At 63.3% G+C, this 20729-nt stretch carries 17 protein-coding genes and 1 pseudogene; 14 read left to right on the forward strand and 4 right to left on the reverse strand.

Features of this window, described 5'->3' with window-relative positions; translation table 11 throughout:
- Nucleotides 1–175 precede the first annotated feature (175 nt).
- From AC2VNO_RS18880 to AC2VNO_RS18890, 3 genes are all read left to right on the forward strand, one after another.
- Nucleotides 176–448, forward strand: a complete 273-nt coding sequence (locus AC2VNO_RS18880; RefSeq protein ID WP_228576986.1) for an HU family DNA-binding protein — start codon at nucleotides 176–178, stop codon at nucleotides 446–448.
- A 223-nt stretch (nucleotides 449–671) separates the two neighbouring features.
- Nucleotides 672–2489, forward strand: coding sequence for a SurA N-terminal domain-containing protein (locus tag AC2VNO_RS18885; RefSeq protein ID WP_486935577.1), 1818 nt, complete (start codon nucleotides 672–674; stop codon nucleotides 2487–2489).
- Between the two features lie 166 nt (nucleotides 2490–2655).
- Nucleotides 2656–3693, forward strand: a complete 1038-nt coding sequence (locus AC2VNO_RS18890; RefSeq protein WP_486935578.1) for a CobW family GTP-binding protein — start codon at nucleotides 2656–2658, stop codon at nucleotides 3691–3693.
- A gap of 41 nt (nucleotides 3694–3734) precedes the next feature.
- Here the strand turns inward: AC2VNO_RS18890 and AC2VNO_RS18895 are convergent, their stop codons facing one another.
- On the reverse strand, nucleotides 3735–4499 hold the full coding sequence (locus AC2VNO_RS18895; protein WP_486935579.1) for a UDP-2,3-diacylglucosamine diphosphatase: 765 nt from the start codon (nucleotides 4497–4499) through the stop codon (nucleotides 3735–3737).
- A gap of 121 nt (nucleotides 4500–4620) precedes the next feature.
- Nucleotides 4621–5130, reverse strand: coding sequence for a peptidylprolyl isomerase (locus tag AC2VNO_RS18900; RefSeq protein WP_228576993.1), 510 nt, complete (start codon nucleotides 5128–5130; stop codon nucleotides 4621–4623).
- A gap of 156 nt (nucleotides 5131–5286) precedes the next feature.
- Here AC2VNO_RS18900 and AC2VNO_RS18905 point away from each other — a divergent pair, with 156 nt between their 5' ends.
- Nucleotides 5287–6966 carry a glutamine--tRNA ligase/YqeY domain fusion protein gene (locus AC2VNO_RS18905; protein WP_486935580.1) on the forward strand — a complete coding sequence of 560 codons (1680 nt, stop codon included), beginning with the start codon at nucleotides 5287–5289 and terminating at the stop codon, nucleotides 6964–6966.
- Between the two features lies 1 nt (nucleotide 6967).
- Nucleotides 6968–8374 (forward strand): cysteine--tRNA ligase, encoded by a 1407-nt coding sequence (gene cysS / locus AC2VNO_RS18910; RefSeq protein ID WP_486935581.1) that lies wholly within the window; start codon nucleotides 6968–6970, stop codon nucleotides 8372–8374.
- A gap of 55 nt (nucleotides 8375–8429) precedes the next feature.
- Here the strand turns inward: cysS and AC2VNO_RS18915 are convergent, their stop codons facing one another.
- The gene (locus AC2VNO_RS18915; protein WP_486935582.1) at nucleotides 8430–9422 is read right to left on the reverse strand and encodes a DUF1853 family protein; all 993 of its coding nucleotides are present in this window, start codon (nucleotides 9420–9422) and stop codon (nucleotides 8430–8432) included.
- 84 nt (nucleotides 9423–9506) lie between these two features.
- Between AC2VNO_RS18915 and osmF the strand changes: the two genes are divergently transcribed.
- The 9 genes and pseudogenes from osmF (at nucleotide 9507) to AC2VNO_RS18960 (ending at nucleotide 19405) form a co-directional block, all read left to right on the forward strand.
- The gene (gene osmF / locus AC2VNO_RS18920; protein WP_486935620.1) at nucleotides 9507–10421 is read left to right on the forward strand and encodes a glycine betaine ABC transporter substrate-binding protein OsmF; all 915 of its coding nucleotides are present in this window, start codon (nucleotides 9507–9509) and stop codon (nucleotides 10419–10421) included.
- A gap of 3 nt (nucleotides 10422–10424) precedes the next feature.
- Complete coding sequence (locus AC2VNO_RS18925) at nucleotides 10425–11591, forward strand: ABC transporter permease (RefSeq protein WP_486935583.1); 1167 nt, start codon at nucleotides 10425–10427, stop codon at nucleotides 11589–11591.
- Nucleotides 11588–12529, forward strand: coding sequence for an ABC transporter ATP-binding protein (locus tag AC2VNO_RS18930; protein WP_486935584.1), 942 nt, complete (start codon nucleotides 11588–11590; stop codon nucleotides 12527–12529). Before AC2VNO_RS18925 ends, AC2VNO_RS18930 begins: the two co-directional genes overlap by 4 nt.
- Nucleotides 12526–13278 carry an ABC transporter permease gene (locus AC2VNO_RS18935; RefSeq protein WP_486935585.1) on the forward strand — a complete coding sequence of 251 codons (753 nt, stop codon included), beginning with the start codon at nucleotides 12526–12528 and terminating at the stop codon, nucleotides 13276–13278. The genes AC2VNO_RS18930 and AC2VNO_RS18935 overlap by 4 nt, the downstream gene beginning before the upstream one ends.
- A 289-nt stretch (nucleotides 13279–13567) precedes the next feature.
- A complete protein-coding gene (locus AC2VNO_RS18940) occupies nucleotides 13568–14791 on the forward strand; it encodes a thiamine pyrophosphate-dependent dehydrogenase E1 component subunit alpha (protein ID WP_486935586.1) in 1224 nt (407 codons plus the stop codon).
- Nucleotide 14792: 1 nt separating this feature from the next.
- Entirely contained in the window at nucleotides 14793–15770 is a 978-nt protein-coding gene (locus tag AC2VNO_RS18945) for an alpha-ketoacid dehydrogenase subunit beta (RefSeq protein ID WP_486935587.1), read from the forward strand.
- Nucleotides 15771–15797: 27 nt separating this feature from the next.
- Nucleotides 15798–15956: pseudogene (locus tag AC2VNO_RS18950) on the forward strand (biotin/lipoyl-containing protein); the annotation flags it as partial.
- A 252-nt stretch (nucleotides 15957–16208) separates the two neighbouring features.
- Nucleotides 16209–17504 carry a 2-oxo acid dehydrogenase subunit E2 gene (locus tag AC2VNO_RS18955; RefSeq protein WP_486935621.1) on the forward strand — a complete coding sequence of 432 codons (1296 nt, stop codon included), beginning with the start codon at nucleotides 16209–16211 and terminating at the stop codon, nucleotides 17502–17504.
- Nucleotides 17505–17563: 59 nt separating this feature from the next.
- Entirely contained in the window at nucleotides 17564–19405 is a 1842-nt protein-coding gene (locus AC2VNO_RS18960) for a protein kinase domain-containing protein (RefSeq protein WP_486935588.1), read from the forward strand.
- A gap of 12 nt (nucleotides 19406–19417) precedes the next feature.
- On the opposite strand, the gene AC2VNO_RS18965 is transcribed toward AC2VNO_RS18960, so the two are convergent.
- Nucleotides 19418–20722, reverse strand: coding sequence for a TRAP transporter large permease (locus AC2VNO_RS18965; protein WP_486935589.1), 1305 nt, complete (start codon nucleotides 20720–20722; stop codon nucleotides 19418–19420).
- Between the last annotated feature and the right edge of the window lie 7 nt (nucleotides 20723–20729).

The following is a 20729-nucleotide window of genomic DNA, read 5'->3' on the forward strand; positions in this document are numbered from 1 at the left end:
GATAATTACCGTGTCATGCAGGGGAGCAAACCTCGGTATGACGCGGTTCGGCGCCTGAGTTGCTTGACACCTCTTTTACAGCATTGCTATAAACTGCCAGCCATGCTGTGATCGTGTTGCCCGGCGCAAGGCATGCCGATTAGAGCCATTTACTGAAACCGTCAAGGGGTGAAGTGTGAACAAATCCGAGCTGATCGAAGCTATCGCCGCGTCTGCCGATATTCCCAAGGCCGCTGCGTCTCGTGCACTGGATGCCATGGTCGATACCGTTACCGAGAGCCTCAAGAAAGGTGACACCGTTTCACTCGTCGGTTTTGGTACTTTCTCGGTGAAGGAGCGCGCCGCTCGTACCGGTCGTAATCCGCAGACAGGCCAGCCGATCCAGATCAGCGCAGCCAAGGTGCCGACCTTCAAGGCTGGCAAGGCGCTCAAGGACTCCGTCAACTGAGTCAACGGATCGTTTGCGCCGCCAGCTCGTTAACGGGCGAATCGGTGTCGGCAGCAAACCATCAGGCGCATCGCTTCGGCGGTGCGCCTTCTTTTTGGTAGCAACGTCCAGGCACGCTATCTGCCATCGGTGGTACGCCACTCCGTTGACCCATGGCCCACGGGCCCTGGCCGCCGTATAATGTGGCGCCACCGCCAGCCAACAATCAGTAACCGAGGCCTGCATGCTGCAAAGTATTCGTGACCGCTCCAGAAGTTGGGGCGCCAAGATCATCATCGGTGCCGTGGTCGTTACCATGGCGCTGTTCGGTGTCGAATCCCTGGTGGGGCTGTTCGGTGGCGGTGGCGATGAGGTCGCCAAGGTCAACGGCCAGAGCATTACCCGTCAGGAGCTGGAGATGGAGGTACAACGTGCCATCCGCTCCGGCCAGGTGCCACCCGAGCAGGAGCGCGCCCTGCGTGGTCAGGTGCTCGATGAGATGATCGGCGAGCGCTTGATGCTTGCCTTCGCTGAGGAGGGTGGGTTGCATCTCTCCGAAGAGCAGCTCGACCAGGTCATCGTGACCCTGCCTGAATTCCAGGATCAGAGCGGCCGCTTCGATTCCGACCTGTTTCGCAATCGCCTCGCCAGTGCCGGCTTTACGCCTACCTCGTTCCGCGCGGCTCTTCGGGTCGATCTCAAGCGTCAGCAGCTGCAGCAGGGCTTGGCCGTAAGTGATTTCGTGCTTGCGGGAGAGCGTGAAACCCTCGCTGCTCTGCAAGGCCAGGTGCGTAGCTTCCGCTACCATGCTCTTACAGCCGGCGACCTCGAGGAGCCGGTGACGGTCAGTGAGGAGGAGCTGCTGGCTTACTATGAGGAGCATCAGGCCAACTATCAGCGCCCGGAGCAGGTCCGTCTCGAGTACGTGATCGTCGACCGGCAGGACATGGCCGAGCGTGTCGATGTGAGCGAGGAAGCGCTGCGTCAGGCGTGGCAGGAGCGGGGGCGAGATGCTGATCGGCGTGTCTCGCATATCATGGTCACGCACAACGGTGAGCGCAGCCGTGAAGAAGCCGCGGAAAGGCTGGAGAGCGTCCGCGCTCGCCTGGCCGAAGGCGAAGCGTTCGAAACGCTGGCTCTGGAGGTCTCCGAGGATCCCGCTTCCGCCGAGCAGGGTGGTGATCTCGGCGTGATCAGTCGCGGTTTCTTCGGTGACGAATTCGACGAAGCAACGTTCGCGCTGGCACCAGGTCAAGTGTCCGGCGTGGTCGAAACCAGCAATGGGCTGCATCTGGTCAAGGTCACGGAGCTCGACCAGCCCTCCTTCGACGAGATGCGCGACGAGCTGTCTCGCGAATTGGCGCTCGACCAGGTCACCGGCGATTTCAACCGCCGTGTACAGGCGCTCATCGACGAGAGCTTTGCCGCCGATGACCTGGAAAGCGTCGCCGCTAGTCTCGATCTCGAGCTGCGTGAGAGCGATTGGGTGTCTCGCGACGGTGGCTCCGGCGTGCTTTCCGAGCCCGGCGTGATGAGTGAGGCATTCAGCGAGGACGTGCTGGTCGAGGGCTTCAATAGTGAAGTCATCGAGCTCGATACCGATCGTCGCATGGTGCTGCGGGTCGCAGAGCATCGTGAAGCCACCGTTCTGCCGCTCGAAGAGGTGCGTGAGCCCGTGGCGGCCTCAGTGACTCGTATCAAGGAGCGCGAGGCGTTGCTCGACGTGGCTCGTCAGCAGGTCGAGCGCTTGCGTCAAGGGGAGGATCTCGAGTTCGACTGGCAGCAGGTCGAGCAGGCCTCCCGGCAGCAGGATAATGTGCCGCGTGCCGTACTCCAGGCGGCTTTCCGGCTACCTCATCCTGACCAGGACCAGGGTACCGTCTTCGGCCATACCTCGGACGGTGAGAGAGTCGTCCTGATCGCTCTGGACAGCGTCGAGCGTGGCGAAGCGGATGAGCAGACCGAGGCCTTCGTCGCGCGCATGGCAGAGCAGTTGCGTGCCCAGGCGGCAGTCCAGGCGCTACGCAGCCATCTGCGTGAGACGGCGGATATATCCCGCTGATGGTGGCGGTTTGAACCGCTAGCATGACGAAAGAAAGGGGGCGTCCGCCCCCTTTCTTTCGTGCATTAATTATACCGTTATCTGGGATTCACTTTCCTGGCCGCAGCTGCTACCAGGGGAGGTGCGATATGTTACTCTATAACGCTATCGTCCTTCTGGAGCGCACATGCGTTCGACACCTCTCGAATCGATACCCGTTCACCTGTTCACCGGTTTTCTGGGCAGCGGCAAGTCCACGCTGATTCGTCGTCTCATCGATCAGAAGCCTCAGGGCGAGCGTTGGGCGGTACTGATCAATGAATTCGGCCAGATCGGCATCGACCAGACGATGTTCGACTCCCGTGACGACGTCATCGTGAAGGGGCTGCCTGGCGGTTGCCTATGCTGTCAGTTGGCTTTCGTGTTACAGGCCACTCTGGTCAATCTGCTTCGCCTCCATCGGCCGGATAGAGTGCTTATCGAACCCTCGGGGCTAGGGCATCCGGCGGGTCTGCTCGATGTGCTGCGTAGCGAAGCCTTTGCCGGCGTGCTCGAGGTTCACGATATCGTGGCGCTGCTGGACCCATCCCGCCTCGACGATCCCCGGGTGCGTGAGCACGAAACCTTCAACGATCAATTGGCCATGGCCGATGCGGTGGTGCTGACGATGATCGATCGGGTGGGGCCGGAGCAGGTCGCCGCCGCCGAGACATTTGCTCGAGGCTTGTGGCCGGCCAAGAAATGGGTGGCGCAAGCGCCTCGCGGCGAGCTGGATGTGGGTGTGCTGCTGGCGAGCGGCTGTCACCGGCCTGAGAGAGCGATAGCGACGAGTGACGGCCATGCAGCACTGCGCGAGGCTGGCTCCCAGGTATTGGTGCTGGATGATTTCGCTCAGCTCGACCCAGCGCCCGGAAGCCCGCTGGAAGCAAGTGGGCGGGCGTTGGGCTATGTCACTCAGGGGTGGCGCTGGAACGCTGCAGACGTCTTCGATCTCGACCGTCTTACCCAGGTGTTGCATGGTCTGCCGACCGACTTGCGCGTGAAGGGGGTCTGGCACACCCATGCAGGCTGGAAACTCTATAACCGAAGTGATGGTGCGGTGAGCCTTGTCAGCTCCGCATGGCGCAGGGACTCGCGCCTGGAACTGATAGGTGAGCCGGAGAAGATGCCACCGGCGCAAGAGCTCCTTGCCGCGCTTCAGTCGTGTCGTCTGCCAGAGGCGTGAGGATGTTGGGTCGAAGCTCGGTTATCGGTGAAGTTTGACCGTCAGAGGGCGACTTCACGCAGCGTCGGATTCCCATCGGCGCCGATCTCGACTTCCCAACCCTGACCGGGCTGCCAATCCCCCAATACGATGCGTCTGGCAGGACGCCGATCGTCCAGCTCGAGTTCATGCACGGCGGGGCGGTGGGTATGGCCATGAATCAGTGTCGTTACGCCGTGGTCGCGCATGGTGTCGATCACTTCCTGAGGCGTGACGTCCATGATGTCCTCGGCCTTGTTGGATGTCGCTTCACCCGATTGCTGACGCAATGCGGCCGCCAGCTGAAGCCGGTCGGCAAGCGGCATGGCCAGGACCTGCTCCTGCCAGGCCGGGTTGCGAGCCTGTTGGCGAAATGCCATGTAAGCCTCGTCACGGGTACACAGGCTGTCGCCATGCATGAGCAGCACGGGTTCGTCGGCAAAGCGCAGTACTGCCGGGTCGGTAACCAACTTGGCGCCGGCGGCTGCGGCGAAGCGATGCCCAAGCAGGAAGTCGCGATTGCCATGCATCAGATAGATCTGCGTGCCGTCGTCTGCCAGGCTGCGCAGTGCCGCGGTCACCCGCAGGGCTAGCGCGGCGTTACCGCTGGGGTCCTGGTCGGCATGGTCGAGCAGGTCGTCGCCGATCCAGGCCTCGAAGAAGTCGCCCAGGATGTAGAGAGCGTCCACGCCGCGTGCCCGCCTGTCGAGCCAACCGAGAAAGCCCTCGGTAACCTCGGGGGCCTCGGGGTGCAGATGCAGGTCGGAGATCAGCAGGGTGGTGCTCATGGCGATGTCTCGTGGTTGGCTGGCTGCATAGGTGGCGTGATAAGCCCGGCCGAGTCATGGCTCGGGGCCAGCCTCGCTGGCCCGAGCATTGGCCTGTCCGTTCGTGGGCGCACGGGAGACCTCAGCTATCGCTGGCCTCGTCCTTGAGATAGGCGCGCTTGATCATCACGTCCTCGGCCGGCACGTCGGCGTGCATGCCGCGACGTGTGGTATCCACGGCGGTGATGCGTTCGACCACGTCCATTCCTTCGACCACTTCACCGAACACGCAGTAGCCCCAGCCCTGCAGCGACTTGCCGCTGTGATTGAGGAAGTCGTTGTCGGCCACGTTGATGAAGAACTGGGCAGTGGCGGAGTGCGGGTCCTGGGTCCGGGCCATGGCCAGCGTCCCGGTCAGGTTCTTCAGGCCGTTGTCGGCCTCGTTCTCGATCGGATCGCGGGTCGGCTTCTGGTTGAAGTCCTGGTCGAAGCCACCGCCCTGAATCATGAAGCCGGGGATGACGCGATGGAAGAGGGTGCCGTCGTAGTGGCCGTCGCGAACGTACTGCTCGAAGTTGGCCGCGGACTTGGGCGCCTGGTCGTGGTTCAAAGCAATGGCGATATCGCCGAAGCTGGTCTCGAGAATGATCATCGAAGTTTTCCTGTACGAAAGGAGTGCGCCTTGGCGCCGTGCATGGGCGTGGCGTTATAATAGCGGTTTTGCACCGATGCGCGAAGCACGTCGGGCCCATGTTCAGCCAAGGCCCTGCCCAGACTCGCAATCCAACCAGAGGTTTGCCGCAATAACATGACCACCGAAACCGCCAGTGCGCCGAATTTCATTCGTAATCAGATCCGCGACGAGATCGAGGCCGGTCGTGCCGGCAAGGTCGTGACCCGCTTCCCGCCGGAGCCCAACGGCTTCCTCCATGTGGGGCACGCCAAATCGATCTGTTTGAACTTCGGGCTTGCCGAGCAATTCGGTGGGGACTGTCACCTGCGCTTCGACGATACCAACCCGGCGAAGGAGGAGCAGGCCTATATCGATGCGATCAAGGAGGACGTCAGCTGGCTCGGCTTCGAATGGGCCGGTTCGGTGCGCTATGCCTCCAATTACTTCGATCAGCTCTACGCCTGGGCGCAGCATCTCGTGCGTGACGGCAAGGCCTACGTAGACGACCTTTCACCCGACGAGATCCGTGAGTATCGCGGCACCTTGACCGAACCGGGCCGCCCGAGTCCGTGGCGCGACCGCAGCGTTGAGGAGAATCTCGATTTGCTCGAACGCATGCGTGCCGGTGAATTCAACGAGGGCGAGCGGGTGTTACGGGCAAAGATCGACATGGCTTCGCCCAACATCAACTTGCGCGACCCGATTCTCTATCGCATCCGCCATGCCCATCACCATCAGACCGGCGATGCGTGGAAGATCTACCCCTCCTACGATTTCGCCCACGGCCAGTCGGACGCCATCGAGGGCGTGACCCACTCGATCTGCACCCTGGAGTTCGAGGATCATCGCCCGCTCTACGAATGGTTTCTCGATAACCTGCCGGTGGCGGCCAAGCCGCGGCAGATCGAGTTCGCACGGCTCAACATGAATTACACCCTGACCTCCAAGCGCAAGCTCAAGCTGCTGGTGGACGAGGGTATCGTGGATGGCTGGGACGATCCGCGCATGCCGACCATCTCCGGCATGCGTCGGCGTGGCTATACGCCGGCATCGATTCGCAAGTTCTGCGAGATGATCGGGGTGACTCGCGCCGATGGCGGCCTGGTCGACATCGCCATGCTCTACCACGCCATCCGCGCGGACCTCGAGGACAACGCGCCGCGTGCCATGTGCGTGCTCAATCCGCTCAAGGTGGTGCTGACCAACGTGGACGCGGACCACGAGGAAGTTTACGAGGTGCCGGGCCATCCGGCGCGAGAGGACATGGCCGTGCGCCGGGTGCCGCTCACCCGTGAGCTCTACATCGACCAGGAAGACTTCATGGAGGAGCCGCCGAAGAAGTTCTTCCGTCTGGCGCCGGGTCAGGAAGTGCGCCTGCGCAACTCCTACGTGATTCGCTGCGACGAAGTGGTGAAGGACGATGCCGGCGAGATCGTGGAGCTGCGCTGTTCGGTAGACCTCGACACCCTGGGCAAGAACCCGGAAGGCCGTAAGGTCAAGGGCGTCATCCATTGGGTCAGTGCGACCCAGGCGGTACCGATGGAAGTGCGTCTCTACGACAATCTGTTCCTGGTCGAGCAACCCGACAAGGACAAGGATGCCGACTTCCTCGAGCACCTCAACCCCGAGTCGCTGCAGATCTGTCAGGCCATGGGCGAGCCGAGCCTGGCTCACGCCGCGCCCGAGCAGCGCTTTCAGTTCGAACGCGTGGGCTACTTCTGTGCCGACCGTCACGCCTGTCGCGACGGTAAGCTGGTGTTCAACCGCACCGTTGGGCTGAAGGACAGTTGGGCGAAGATACAGAAGAAGGGCTGACATGCAGATCTACAACACGCTGACCCGCCGCAAGGAGCCGTTCACCCCGCTCGAACCGGGCAAGGTGAACATGTACGTCTGCGGCATGACCGTTTACGACTACTGCCACCTGGGCCATGCCCGGGTGATGGTGGCGTTCGATGTCGTCACACGCTACCTGCGCTGGCGCGGCTATGACGTCACCTACGTGCGCAACATCACCGACATTGACGACAAGATCCTCAAGCGTGCCGACGAGAACGGCGAGACCATCGCGGCGCTGACCCAGCGCATGATCGTTGCCATGCATGAGGACGAGGCTCGCCTCGGCGTACTGCGACCGAACCACGAGCCCCGCGCCACCGGGCACGTGGCCGAAATCATCGCCATGATCGAGACGCTGATCGACAAGGGCTATGCCTATCCGGCCGAGAACGGCGACGTCTATTACCGCGTGCGCAAGTTCGCGGGCTACGGCAAGCTCAACAATCGCAACCCCGACGAGATGCGTGCCGGCGCGCGGGTGGAGGTCGACGAGCACAAGGAAGACCCGCTCGACTTCGTGCTGTGGAAAGCGGCCAAGCCGGGTGAGGCGAGCTGGCCTTCACCCTGGGGGGAGGGCCGCCCCGGCTGGCACATCGAGTGCTCGGCGATGTCCACCTGCTGCCTGGGGGATACCTTCGACATTCATGGCGGCGGCCCGGACCTGACCTTTCCGCATCACGAGAACGAGATCGCTCAGTCGGAGGCGGCCACCGGCAAGACTTACGTGAACACCTGGATGCATGCCGGCGCCGTGCGGGTGAATCAGGAGAAGATGTCCAAGTCGCTGGGCAACTTCTTCACCATTCGCGAGGTGCTCGAGGTTCACGATCCCGAGGTAGTGCGTTACCTGCTGGTGGCGAGCCATTACCGCAGCCCGATCAACTACGCCCCCGACGCTCTGGCAGAGGCGCGCAAGTCGTTGGAGCGTTTCTACAATGCACTCGAAGGAGTCGACCTGACGGCCGTCCAAGCTCTCGATGGGCAGGTCGACGGCCGCTACGCCGAACGCTTCACTGCCGCCATGGACGACGATTTCAATACCCCGGAGGCGCTGGCGGTGCTGTTCGACCTGGTACGTGAGCTGAATCGGGCCAGGAAGGAATCGCCCGCTGAGGCACCTGTGCTGGCCGCCGAATTGCGTCGCCTGGGCGGAGTGCTGGGGCTGTTCGCCCAGGAGCCTCAGGTCTTTCTCAAGGGCGATCAGGCGTCGCTGCCACTGGCGGTAGATGAGATCGAGGCGCGTATCGTGCAGCGGGCCGAGGCCAAGAAGGCCAAGGATTTCGCCGCCGCCGATACCATCCGCGACGAGCTGGCCGCCCTTGGTATCGTGCTCAAGGATTCCCGCGAGGGTACGAGCTGGATCTTCGAGCCGCCAGGACGATAGCGGTTCGGTTGCGTCGCGCGCCCGGCCCACGTTGGCCGGGCGTTTTCGTCTCTCCTCAGCCGGCGGGGCGCGGGCGGGGCGGTAACGGAATCTGGAGCGGCCAGCCGTCACCCACGACGAAGAGGCGACGGTGGCGTACGTCATGGTGGCCAGGTTCCAGTAGCGCTATTTGCACCGGTGAGGCGGGGCGCGAGAAATGTTGCGCCAGGCGTGATTCCACGTCGCGTAACGACAGGAACGCTTCGTCACGAGGCAGTGCCAGCCAGTGCGGCTTGACCAGCCACGCCGCTCGGGTGCCTTTCGGCAGCCCGTCACGTAGCCGTCGCCAGTCGCTCCAATGCAGCCAGTCGCCGCGCAGGTGGCCGGGGGCCGCTTCGTGCGGCGCCGGCATTGCCTGATGCCAGGGGTAGAAAAGCACACCCGGCATTGCCAGCTGGCGTTGAATGCTGGCCTCGGCAGCGGGGCCCAGGTCGCGGGGCTGGATATGCTGGTGGATCGCCAAGCGTGCCTCGACCCGCTCGGTGAGGCGCAACTGGTGGCGATCCAGGTGTTCACGCTTGGTGGCCAGGCTGTCGGCACCGCCGGGACCTATCCAGCGGGCCTGATCGTGCTCGGAGCCTGGACCTTGCGGCAGGCCCAGATAGAACTTGATCGCCACTTCGAGATGCACCGGCGTTGGATCATCGCGGCGCCGGTAGAGCAGATCTAGCTCGCCGAGCGTGCGCTTGCCTTGGTGGATACGCAGGTTGCTGGCGAGCAGGCGGGTGCCCGGCGCGCTGTCGAGCAGGAACTGCCACAGCCGCTCGTGATAATGCCCCATGCGGCCATCCACGGTAGTGCCCACCCGACGCTCCAGTCCCTGCGGTTGCGCCTCCAGTCCCTCGAAGTAGCGCCAAAACGGCTCGTCGTCCTTCAGACCCAGCGTTTCGCGTGTCGGACGGCCCGGCCATGGCGTGGCGATCAGGTCGGGGGCGAGCACGAGCCAGGCCAGGTCACGCACCAGGGGGTGGTGGCAACGAGAGAGCAGGGTGGCATGGCTGTCGGGCATGGGCGTCAAGCTCCGCGTTGAGATCGGGTCTGACAGACAAACTGTACACGCCTTATACTCTACGGACATACACAAAGGATGGTGATGATCATGAAGCGCAACTCGTCTCTTGCGGCAGTGACTGTCGGCTCCCTGCTATTCATCGCGAACGTTCACGCCAGCGATCCGGTGACGGTCTCTTCCAAGATCGATACCGAGGGCTCCGTGCTGGGCCAGTTGATCATTCAGCGGCTGCAGCAGGGTGGCATCGAGACCCAGGACAGATTGCAGCTGGGCGGTACGAGTATCGTGCGCCAGGCCCTGCTCAACGGCGAGATCGATCTCTACCCCGAGTACACCGGCAACGGCGCTTTCTTCTTCGACATGACCGACAGCGATGTTTGGAACGACGCCGCCAGCGCCTATGAGACGGTGCGTGAACGTGATGCCGAGAATGGCGTGGTGTGGCTGACACCCGCCCAGGCGAACAATACCTGGGCCATGAGCGTACGCGCCGATCTCGCCCGCGAGCATGGTCTCGAGACCCTCGAGGATCTGGCGGACTATCTCAATGACGGCGGCGAGTTCAAGTTCGCCGCCAGCGCCGAGTTCGTCGAATCCGAACAGGCGTTGCCGGCTTTTCAGCAAGCCTATGGCTTCGAGCTGAGCTCCGATCAACTGCTGGTGCTGTCCGGTGGCAATACGGCAGCCACCATGCGAGCCGCCGCCCAGCAGACGAGTGGGGTCAACGCCGCCATGACCTACGGTACCGACGGTGGGCTGGGCGCGCTGGATCTCGTCGTGCTGGAGGATACGCTTGGCGTTCAGCCGGTGTACCAGCCGGCTCCTGTGGTGCGTCAGGAAGTGCTCGAGGCGCATCCCGAGATTGCCGAACTGCTCGAACCCCTGTTCGAATCCCTCGATCTCGAGACCCTGCAGGAGTTGAACGGCCTGGTCGCGGTAGAGGGTATCGATCCGCGTCAGGTTGCCGAGGACTATCTTGCCGAACTCCAGGATTGATGCGTGGGCGTGAGCAGACAGTCTCCCAACTGGGTCCTGTTGAGTCTGATGCTGGCCTCGGTGCTGGCCTGGTTGTTTCTCGACGCGTTGAACGTTGCACCCAATCGTATCGTGCCCGGCACGCCATATACCTCGTTGGAGGTGATGGGCGGCTGGCCGGCGCTGCTGCTGGGGCTGCCACTGCTGGGAGTGGCGGTGCTGGCCTGGCAGCCAAGCCGCAAGGGTCTGCAATGCTCGCTGGCCGTGGTGGTGGCCGTGCTGATGCTGCTGCCATTGTGGTTGGCCGCCGCCACGCTCGGCTTCGTCGATGCTGATACCCCCCAGGCCCGGGTGGGAATCGGCAGTGCCCTGTGGCTGTTGTTGTTCCTGCTGCTGCTTGCGATGATCGAATTGCGCACCCGGCTGGGCGTGTCGCGTGCCAAAGGCTGGCTGCTGTTCATGCCCGTGCTGGCGTGCTGGTGGCTGGCCCTGACGCTTTGGCTCGAGCCGCTGGCGCTCGTGCGTGAATACCGGGTACGCAGCGATCAGTTCGCCAGCGCCGTCTATACGCATCTCATGCTGGTCGGTGCGGCGGTGGGGGTCAGCTTGCTGCTTGCCGCTGTGCTGGTACTGGTCATGCGCAGGCATTCGGGCGTGCGTCGTATCGGCTTCGCTGCGCTCAATTTTCTTCAGACCATTCCCAGCCTTGCGCTGTTCGGTCTGCTATTGGCGCCGCTAGCCTGGCTCGGCTCCAGGGTCGACTGGCTGGGAGCCATGGGGGTAAGCGGTATCGGCTGGGCACCGGCGTTCCTTGCACTGCTCGGCTACAGCTTGTTGCCGATGGTGCGCAATATGTTCGTGGCTCTCGAGGAAGTGGACGCGGGAGTGATCGAGTCGGCCCGCGGTATGGGCATGAGCCGGCGCCAGGTATTCGTTCAGGTCCGCCTGCCGCTGGCACTGCCCGTAGTGCTGGAAGGTGTGCGCATCACCACCGTTCAGGCAATAGGCTTGACGGCGGTGGCGGCGTTGATCGGTGCCGGCGGTCTAGGCACTTTCATTTTTCAGGGCTTGGGCCAGGCGGCCATGGACATGGTGCTGCTTGGCGCCTTGCCGATCATAGCGCTGGCGCTGGTCGCCGACGCCCTGATCGGCGCCTTGAGTGAGCGACTGCGCCCAGGAGGGGCTCAATGATCGAGTTGTTCGACGTGACCAAGCGCTTCGGCGATGACACGGCCGTCAATGCCATTTCGCTGCGTGTCGCGAAAGGGGAGCTGTGTGCGCTCGTGGGTACCTCGGGCTGCGGCAAGTCGACCACCCTGCGCATGATCAATCGCCTGATCGAACATGATGGTGGAGAGATTCACCTGGACGGTGAGCCGGTGCGCTCATTCGACGAGGTCACGCTGCGCCGGCGCATCGGTTACGTGATCCAGAGTACCGGCCTGTTCCCGCACTGGACGGTGGCACGCAACATCGGTCTGGTGCCACGCCTGCTCAAGTGGCCCAAGGAGAGGGTGCGCGACAGGGTCGAGGAGTTGATGCAGCTACTCGGTCTGCCGGTGGCGGAATTTGCCGACAAGTACCCCCGTCAGCTCTCCGGCGGCCAGGCGCAGCGCGTCGGTGTCGCGCGAGCCCTGGCCGCGGACCCCGACATCCTGCTGATGGACGAGCCATTCGGTGCACTCGACCCCATTACCCGGGCCACCTTGCAGGATGAAATGCGTGCGCTTCAAGCACGTCTGCACAAGACCATCGTCTTCGTCACCCATGACATGGACGAGGCGCTGGCGCTCGCCGACCGTCTGGTGGTGATGCATCAGGGGCGAATCGTTCAGCAGGGCAGTCCCATCGATCTGCTGCACGAACCTGCGAACCCCTTCGTCGAGTCCCTGCTGGGCGGCCTGGATCGTGGCCTGAAGGAGGCGGCGCTGATCCAGGTCGGTGAGCGTATGCTGCCCTTCGGCCCGCGTCTGCTGGCCAGCGAGCGAATTCCCTACGGAGCCTCGCTCAGCCAGGCGCTGTCGGTCATGCTCTGGCATCGGGTCGATCGGCTGACGGTAGTCGATGAAGAGGATATCCCCATCGGGGAGCTCTCGCTGCGCCGTCTGCTCGGAGCCAAGGCGCCATGACAGCATCGCCCGTCACGACGCGTGCAGTGGCCACACAGCGCCAGTGGCTGGCGCCGCTCATCTGGTTCATCCTGCTGCTGTCGTTGGCCGCGGGCATGAGTCAGCTGGAATGGCTGTTTCGTCTGCTCGAGCCGGACCTGCGCCAGGTGATCTACCGTCGCGGCGATTTCCTTGCGCTGTTGGGACGGCACGTCCTGGTGGTGGCCATCGCCTCGCTGTTGGCGGTCATCCTCGGCGTTGGCGCTGCGGTCGCGGTCACACGGGAGGCGGGCCGAGATTTCCTGCCCTTGGTAGCCCAGCTCGCCTCCATCGGTCAGACCTTCCCACCCGTTGCCGTACTGGCGCTGGCAGTGCCGGCTCTGGGCTTCGGCACACTGCCCATCATCGTCGCTCTGCTGCTCTATGGCCTGCTCCCCATCGTGCGCAATACCCTGGCAGGGATTGGCAGTATCGACCCCGATGTACACGAGGCGGCGCGCGGCATGGGCATGACGCCGAGGCAGATACTGCGTCAAGTGGAGCTGCCGCTGGCGGCACCCTTCATCCTCGCCGGCATTCGCACTTCGGTCACCATCAATATCGCCACTGCGGCTCTGGGGGCAACGGTGGGCGCGAGCAACCTCGGCGATCCGATAATCTCCGGCATCGTCAACGGCAATACGGCCTACATCGTGCAGGGCGCTTTGCTCATCGGCCTGCTGGCGCTTACCGTGGATAGTGTCTTCGAGCGACTGCAGCGTCGCCCATAGGCTGAGTCAGGCACGTCCCAGTGTGCGGCCGTGCTGCAGGTTCGATATGTCGGATGCACTGGCGCTCATGGGGTCTTCGGCTGGCACTCGAAGGGCGGGTAGTGCATTCGTCGTATGCCCTGGGGGTTGTCCAGCAAAATAGGTGCGTTTAGATTCATCTTACGTTAACGTCAACTTTTCCAGCGTTGGCGAACTGCTGGAGTGACCCTCTGGCAGACGGCTACATTAGAGACAACACTGCCCTCACGAGGGGCGGCACTCCTCCTGCCATTACCCAAGGATCAGGAAGATGACAACAACACACGACGTCCACACGCCAAGCTTCATGACAGGCGATGAGTTCAACATCCCCACGTTTCGACTCTTGCAGCAGGACGGCACCCTGTACGAAGGTGCCGAAGCCCCCGAGCTCGACGAGGAAAAAGCGCTCAAGATCTATCACGCCATGCTCGTCACTCGGGTGCTCGACGAACGCATGATGGCGGCCCAGCGCCAGGGCCGGCTTTCCTTCTACATGCAGTGTACCGGCGAGGAGGCGGCGGTCATCGGTGCCACGGCAGCCCTCGACGACGCCGACATGATCATGGCGCAATATCGCGAGCAGGGCGCCCTGGTCTACCGCGGCTTCAGCTACGACGAGTTCATGAATCAGCTGTTCGGCAACGAGCTCGACTACGGCAAGGGCCGGCAGATGCCGATCCACTACGGCTCGCGCAAGCTGCATTACATGACCATCTCGTCGCCGCTGGCCACCCAGATTCCTCAGGCGGCCGGCTACGCCTACGGCCAGAAGCTGGCCGGTGAGGGCCACTGCACCATTACCTTCTTCGGCGAAGGCGCGGCCTCTGAGGGCGATTTCCATGCCGCGCTCAACATGGCCTCGGTGCACAAGGTCCCGGTGATCTTCTTCTGCCGTAACAACGGCTATGCCATCTCCACGCCGGCCAGCGAGCAGTTTGCCGCCGACGGCATCGCGCCGCGGGCCTTCGGCTACCGCATGCATGTGATCCGCGTCGACGGCAACGATGTGCTGGCGGTCTATCGCGCCACCCAGGAGGCACGCAAGATCGCCGTCGAGCGCAACCAGCCGGTGCTGATCGAAGCCATGACCTATCGCCTGGCAGCGCACTCCTCATCCGATGATCCCAGCGGTTATCGATCGCGCAAGGAGGAGGAGGCCTGGCGTGAAAAGGACCCGCTGCTGCGCATGCAGCGCTGGCTGATCGAACGCGGCTGGTGGAGCGAGGAGCAGGAGAAGGCGCAGCAGGAGACCCTGCGCCGTGACGTGCTCGAAACCATGAAGCGTGCCGAGAAGCGCCCACCGCCCCCGCTGGAAAGCCTGGTGACGGATGTGTATGCCGATGTCACGCCTGCGCTTCAGCGTCAGCTCGATGCGCTGAAGACCCATATTCGCAAGCATCCCGATGCCTACCCGAAGGGGGCGCTCTCCCTCGACCCCGACGTCAAGCCGGGTGGCGACGACAAGTCCAGCGACGAGCAGGGAGGAGCCTGAGATGCCCAGAATGAACATGCTTCAGGCGATCAACAACGCGCTCGACATCGCCATGGCCGAAGATGAAAAGGTGCTCTGCTTCGGCGAGGACGTCGGTGTCTTCGGTGGCGTATTCCGCGCCACCAGCCATCTGCAGGAAAAGTACGGGCGCTCGCGCTGCTTCAACACCCCGCTGGTGGAGCAGGGCATCATCGGCTTTGCCAACGGCCTGGCTGCCCAGGGCTCGGTGCCGGTGGCCGAAATTCAGTTCGCCGACTACATCTTTCCGGCCTTCGACCAGATCGTCAATGAAACCGCCAAGTTCCGCTTCCGCTCGGGCGACCTGTTCAATGTCGGCGGCCTGACCATTCGTACGCCCTATGGCGGCGGCATCTCCGGTGGGCTTTATCACTCCCAGTCGCCGGAGGCCTACTTCGCACATACGCCAGGGCTGAAGGTGGTGGTGCCACGCAACCCCTATCAAGCCAAGGGGCTGCTCCTTTCCGCCATTCGCGATCCCGACCCGGTGATCTTCTTCGAGCCCAAGCGGCTTTACCGCGCCGCAGTGGGTGAAGTGCCAGAGGAGGATTATCAGCTTCCCATCGGCGAAGCCGAGGTGACTAAGGAGGGAACCGATATCACCGTGCTGGGCTGGGGGGCGCAGATGGAGGTGATCGACAAGGCCGTGGAGCTGGCCGAGAAGGCCGGTATCTCCTGCGAAGTGATCGACCTGCGCAGCATCCTGCCCTGGGACGAGGATACCGTGGTGGAGTCGGTGCTCAAGACCGGCCGACTGGTCATCACCCACGAGGCGCCGCGAACCGGCGGCTTTGCCGGCGAAATTGCCGCTACCATTCAGGAGCGCTGCTTCCTGTACCTGGAATCGCCCATCGAGAGGGTGACGGGTATGGACACGCCTTTCCCGCTGACGCTGGAGAAGGAGTACATGCCCGACCACCTGAAAATCTTCGAAGCGATCAAGGCATCCGTGGCGTTCTGACGCCCGATATCAGGACAGGAGAGAACGATGAGCGATTTCAAGCTGCCCGATATCGGCGAAGGTATCGTGGAGTGCGAAGTGGTCGAATGGCGCGTGGCGGAAGGTGACACGATCGCCGAAGATCAGCCGGTGGTGGAAGTGATGACCGACAAGGCGCTGGTGGAAATCACCGCGCCGGAGGCGGGCCGTGTGACCCGGCTGTACGTGGCCAAGGGCGATATCGCCAAGGTGCATGCCCCGCTGTTCGCCTACGAGGCCGAAGGGGAAGTGTCTGCCGAAACGGCAGCGCCCCCCATCCCCGTAGCGAATGCCGAGGATGAAGTGGTCAGCCCGGCTGCCGAAGCCCCGCCCCCCACGGCACGGCTTTCAGCCGGCGGCCAATCGTCGGCAAACGAGACGCGAGACGCCACTGCGAAGACGACCAAGGCCAAGGACTTCATCCTGCCGGACATCGGCGAGGGGATCGTCGAATGCGAGGTGGTCGAATGGCGTGTCAATGAAGGCGACGAGATTGCCGAGGACCAGCCCCTGGTCGACGTGATGACCGACAAGGCGCTTGTCGAGATCACGGCGCCCGAGGCCGGTACGGTAAGCAAGCTTCACGTGCCCAAGGGCGATATCGCCAAGGTCCATGCGCCGCTGTTCGCTTATCTACCGGCACATACCGAGCCCGATGAGGCGGATGAATCAGGCGACAGCGAGGCTTCGGCTCCGGCGCGAGAGGCAGGGGAGAGGGCGGTGACCCCGGTCGCGAGCGGTGGCCGGGGGCCCTACGGCCGCATCCCGGCAAGCCCCGCCGTGCGACGCCTGGTACGCGAGCATGCTCTGGAGCTCGAGGCCATTGCCGGTTCGGGCAAGGATGGTCGCGTGCTCAAGGAGGACGTGCTGAGCTTTCTCGAAACCGGGCCGTCGGCACAGGCTCAGCATGAGCAAGCTCGCGCCGGCAGCGATCGGCCTTCGCGTCAAACCGCAGCCGACGATGCCTCTCGCAGCGCCGCGGCCGCAGCGCCGCCGAAGCGGGACGATAGCGAGGTGCGAATCGAGCCGATACGCGGCGTGCGTGCGGTCATGGCACGACGTATGGTGGAGTCCGCCAGCACCATCCCGCACTTCCAGTATGGCGAGGAGATCGACGTCACCGAGCTGCTCGCCCTGCGGGAGCGTCTCAAGCCCCTTGCCGAGGCGCAGCAGGCGCGTTTGACGCTGATGCCCTTCTTCATGAAGGCACTGGCACTGGCGGTGCGCGAGGAGCCGATCCTCAATGCGCGTCTCAACGCCGAGGTCACCGAGATTCACTACCTGCCGTCGGTCAACGTGGGCATGGCGGTGGATAGCCGTTCGGGACTGATCGTGCCCAACGTCAAGCGGGTGGAGCAGCGCAGCGTGCTCGAGGTAGCCCGGGAAATCCAGCGCCTCACCGCCGATGCCAGGGAAGGGCGGGTGTCACAGGAGGACCTCAAGGGCGGCACCATCAGCATCTCCAACATCGGCGCCTTCGGCGGTACCTACGCCTCGCCGATCATCAACGCGCCGGAGCTGGCCATCGTCGCCATCGGCAAGAGTCAGTGGCTGCCGCGTTTCGACGAGCGTGGCGAGGTAGTCAAGCGAGCGATCATGACCGCTACGTGGGCGGGAGACCACCGGGTCATCGACGGCGGCACCATCGCGCGCTTCTGTAACGCGTGGAAGGGTTATCTGGAAAGGCCCGAAACGATGCTCCTGCATCTCGGCTAGCCCGTGAAAGCCGCCCGGCGTCGACCCCGGGCGGCTTTCGCAGCGACAGGCAGACACCCATGAATCAGGCGACCTTGCAGCAGTTCTACATTCCGGAGGAGCAGTCCGTCTACCTGCTCAGCCAGGATGATGCGCGCAAGCTCAAGGAGTGGGTGGCGCTGTGCCAGGCCCAGCTCGAACAGCTGGGTTACCGCAATATCGAATTGATCGGCAAGGGCGCCTATGGCTTCGTGTTTGGCGGCATTACCGCCCACGAAGAGCAATACGTGTTCAAGTTCACCCGGGTAACCCTGCCCCAACAGCTGCAGGACCGTCTCGAAGAGGAGGCGTTCATGCTGGAGCAGGTCGACCATCCCAGGGTTCCCAGGCTGATCGCATTCCAGCGGGTACGCAATCAGTCCATCCTGGTGATGCAGCGTGCTCCCGGCATCAATCTCGAAGAGGTCTCGCTGCGCGAAGGGCGCCTCACCCCGCGCCTGGTGGTGCGGATTGCCGATCAGCTTGCCGGCATCCTGCGTCGCTTGCGCCAAGAGGCCGGGCCGGCGGGGCGGCCCATCGTGCATGGTGACATCAAACCGTCCAATCTCGTCTTCGATGCCGCCCGTGAGGAGGTGGCCTTGATCGATTGGGGCTCGTCGGTTTTCGCCCAGCTCGATGCCAACCAGCAATTCGTGGCGGCCAACGTCATGGAGCTGATGTCGGAGAACCTGCAGCAGACCAATGCTCGCCTCGGCGACGTTTACTTCATCGGCGAGGAGCAGCTGAACGGCGCGCTGTCGTCGCCGCGCTTCGACGAGCAGGGCGCGGCCGGTACGCTCTACGCCTTGGCTTCGGCGCAGTCCTGTCGCTTTGGCCATCGGGCCATCCCCGCGACCTCGCTGGGGCTGCCCATGGAGTTTGCCCGCATGCTCGACGGCATGCTCGACCCCGACCCCCGAGTTCGCCTGCGTGCCGGCGATCATTTCATCCGCGAGATGCCGCGCCTGGCCCGGGTGGTGATGATCGATCTTCCCGAAGCGGCCGAAACCCCGCTCGTGCCCACCTGGGTGCGCCCCCTGACACGAGAGATCGATACCGTGGTGTACAGCTCGCGCAAGGCATTCCTGCGCGAGGAGGGCGGCCAGGAAACGCTCAATGACGTCAACGATGTGCAGCTCGATCGCTACTACAAGAATTTCATGCAGGGCATGGGGGAGACCGAAAAGGCCTTTCTCGCGGCGGTGAGCCGATTGGGCAAGTACCCGGTGGTAGGGGGTCTCGCCGTGCGCTGGGAGGCGGAAGGCGTCTATATCGATACTTCGCTCAACCTGCACGACACTTCACTCAAGCCGGCCTTCGTGGCGGCGGTCAACAATATGGTCAACCTGGCACGCGCCATCTATCGTCAGGGGATCTTCAAGAGCTGCCTGTTCAACGCGCGCGATACGTTGCACCTGGACCGCGAGAGCCCGGCGCACCCGTTCATCGTCGAACCGGGTATGCGGCTGCGTTACGAACTCAGTTCGGTACCCGAGCTGGAGGATCGCAGCCGGCTGCACAGCTACTTCGAGGACGGGCCCGATCCTGAGGAGTTCCTGGTCTTGCCGGAGCCGATCATCACCTCGCTGGAAGCGCTCAACGACATCCACCACACCGGCATGATCATCTTCGAAGCGCTACCGCAGCACCTCAAGATCCACAGCTACTATCGCCTGCTCGATCCTACCCGCGAAGCGGAATTCAGCGACCGGCTCGAAGACATTCTCGACGCGGTAGGGCTCATCGAAGGGCTGGGCGTATCGGGCTTCATGAAGATGCCCTATAAGGACACGCGCTTCTTTGCCCACGTGGAGCGCCAGCCCGAACGCTACTACCCGCGCAACCCTCGAGGGGAAGCGCGGGATGGCAGCGCGGCAGGCTAGCCGGAAAGGTTTTCAGCGGGTCATCGTCTGCGGCAGGTAGAGAGCGATTTCGGGAAACAGATGCATCAAGGCGATGGCCAGCATCATCAGCAGGAAGAAGGGGAGGGTGGCCTTGGTGATGGTCAGGATATCCTTCCCGGTCAAGCCCTGGATCACGAACAGGTTGAAGCCCACCGGCGGTGTGATCTGCGACATTTCCACCACGATGACCAGGTAGATACCGAACCAGATGAGATCGAAGCCGGCGGCGCTGACCAGCGGCATGATGATGGCGGTCACCAGCAGGATCAGTGAGATACCGTCGAGAAAGCAGCCCATCACCAGCAGCAGCACGGTCAGCGCCACCAGCAGCATGGTAGGCGACAACCCCATCTCCCCAATCGTTCTTGCCAGCTGCATGGGCACCTGGGTGAACCCCATGGCCGAGGTCAGGAACGAGGCGCCGGCAATGATGAAGGCGATCATGCAGGCCGTGCGAATGGCTGCGAACAGGGAGTCGCGAAATATGCCGATACCGAAGCTGCCATTCCAGCGGGCGATGAGTATCGACAGTACAACGCCGACGGCGGCGGCCTCGGTGGGAGAGGCAAGCCCGCCGTAGATGGACACGATGATGCCGCCGATCAGCAGCAGAATGGGCAGCAGCTCCAGCGTTTGCCTCAGCTTCTGAGCCAGCGGCATGGACGACTCGTCATGTCCGGTCAGGCCCTGGCGGTTACCGCGAATCAGCGACCAGAGAATGAGGTAGGTCATGAACAGGGCGAGGATCATGAGGCCTGGCCCGATACCGGCCATGAACAGCCGCGAGATCGACTGCTCGGTGACGACGCCGTAGACGATCAGCACGATGGAGGGCGGTATCAGCAGCCCCAGCGTCGAGGCGCTGGCCAAGGTGCCGATGGCCATGTTGCTGTCGTAGCCGCGGCGTTCCAGCTCCGGTAGCGTCATCTTGCCCACGGTGGCACAGGTGGCCGCCGAGGAACCGCAGACGGCGGCAAACATGCCGCTGCCAATGATGTTGGTGTGCAGCAGACGGCCCGGCATACGGTTGAGCCAGGGCGAGAGGCCGCGAAACATGTTGTCGGCCAGGCCCGAACGAAACAGGATCTCGCCCATCCAGATGAACATGGGCAGAGCGGTGAGGTCCCAGCCGTAGCTGGCTCCCCAGAAGTCGGAGGCCAGGATCGGGCCCGGGGCAAAGGGGCTGAAGAAGGCCAGTGCGACCCAGGCGGTTCCGATCAGGGCAAAGGCGATCCACACCCCGCTGCCGAGCAGAACGGCCAGGGTCATGATGGTGGCCAGGCTGAGTATCAGCACGAGACAT

This window comes from Halomonas sp. TH-94 (assembly GCF_057473365.1).

Bases quoted from the DNA above. Each gene is read 5' to 3' on its own strand.
- AC2VNO_RS18885 (WP_486935577.1), top strand. From the start codon at position 672: ATGCTGCAAAGTATTCGTGACCGCTCCAGAAGTTGGGGCGCCAAGATC.
- AC2VNO_RS18890 (WP_486935578.1), top strand. From the start codon at position 2,656: ATGCGTTCGACACCTCTCGAATCGATACCCGTTCACCTGTTCACCGGT.
- AC2VNO_RS18895 (WP_486935579.1), bottom strand. From the start codon at position 4,499: ATGAGCACCACCCTGCTGATCTCCGACCTGCATCTGCACCCCGAGGCC.
- AC2VNO_RS18900 (WP_228576993.1), bottom strand. From the start codon at position 5,130: ATGATCATTCTCGAGACCAGCTTCGGCGATATCGCCATTGCTTTGAAC.
- AC2VNO_RS18905 (WP_486935580.1), top strand. From the start codon at position 5,287: ATGACCACCGAAACCGCCAGTGCGCCGAATTTCATTCGTAATCAGATC.
- cysS (WP_486935581.1), top strand. From the start codon at position 6,968: ATGCAGATCTACAACACGCTGACCCGCCGCAAGGAGCCGTTCACCCCG.
- AC2VNO_RS18915 (WP_486935582.1), bottom strand. From the start codon at position 9,422: ATGCCCGACAGCCATGCCACCCTGCTCTCTCGTTGCCACCACCCCCTG.
- osmF (WP_486935620.1), top strand. From the start codon at position 9,507: ATGATCATGAAGCGCAACTCGTCTCTTGCGGCAGTGACTGTCGGCTCC.
- AC2VNO_RS18930 (WP_486935584.1), top strand. From the start codon at position 11,588: ATGATCGAGTTGTTCGACGTGACCAAGCGCTTCGGCGATGACACGGCC.
- AC2VNO_RS18935 (WP_486935585.1), top strand. From the start codon at position 12,526: ATGACAGCATCGCCCGTCACGACGCGTGCAGTGGCCACACAGCGCCAG.
- AC2VNO_RS18940 (WP_486935586.1), top strand. From the start codon at position 13,568: ATGACAACAACACACGACGTCCACACGCCAAGCTTCATGACAGGCGAT.
- AC2VNO_RS18945 (WP_486935587.1), top strand. From the start codon at position 14,793: ATGCCCAGAATGAACATGCTTCAGGCGATCAACAACGCGCTCGACATC.
- AC2VNO_RS18960 (WP_486935588.1), top strand. From the start codon at position 17,564: ATGAATCAGGCGACCTTGCAGCAGTTCTACATTCCGGAGGAGCAGTCC.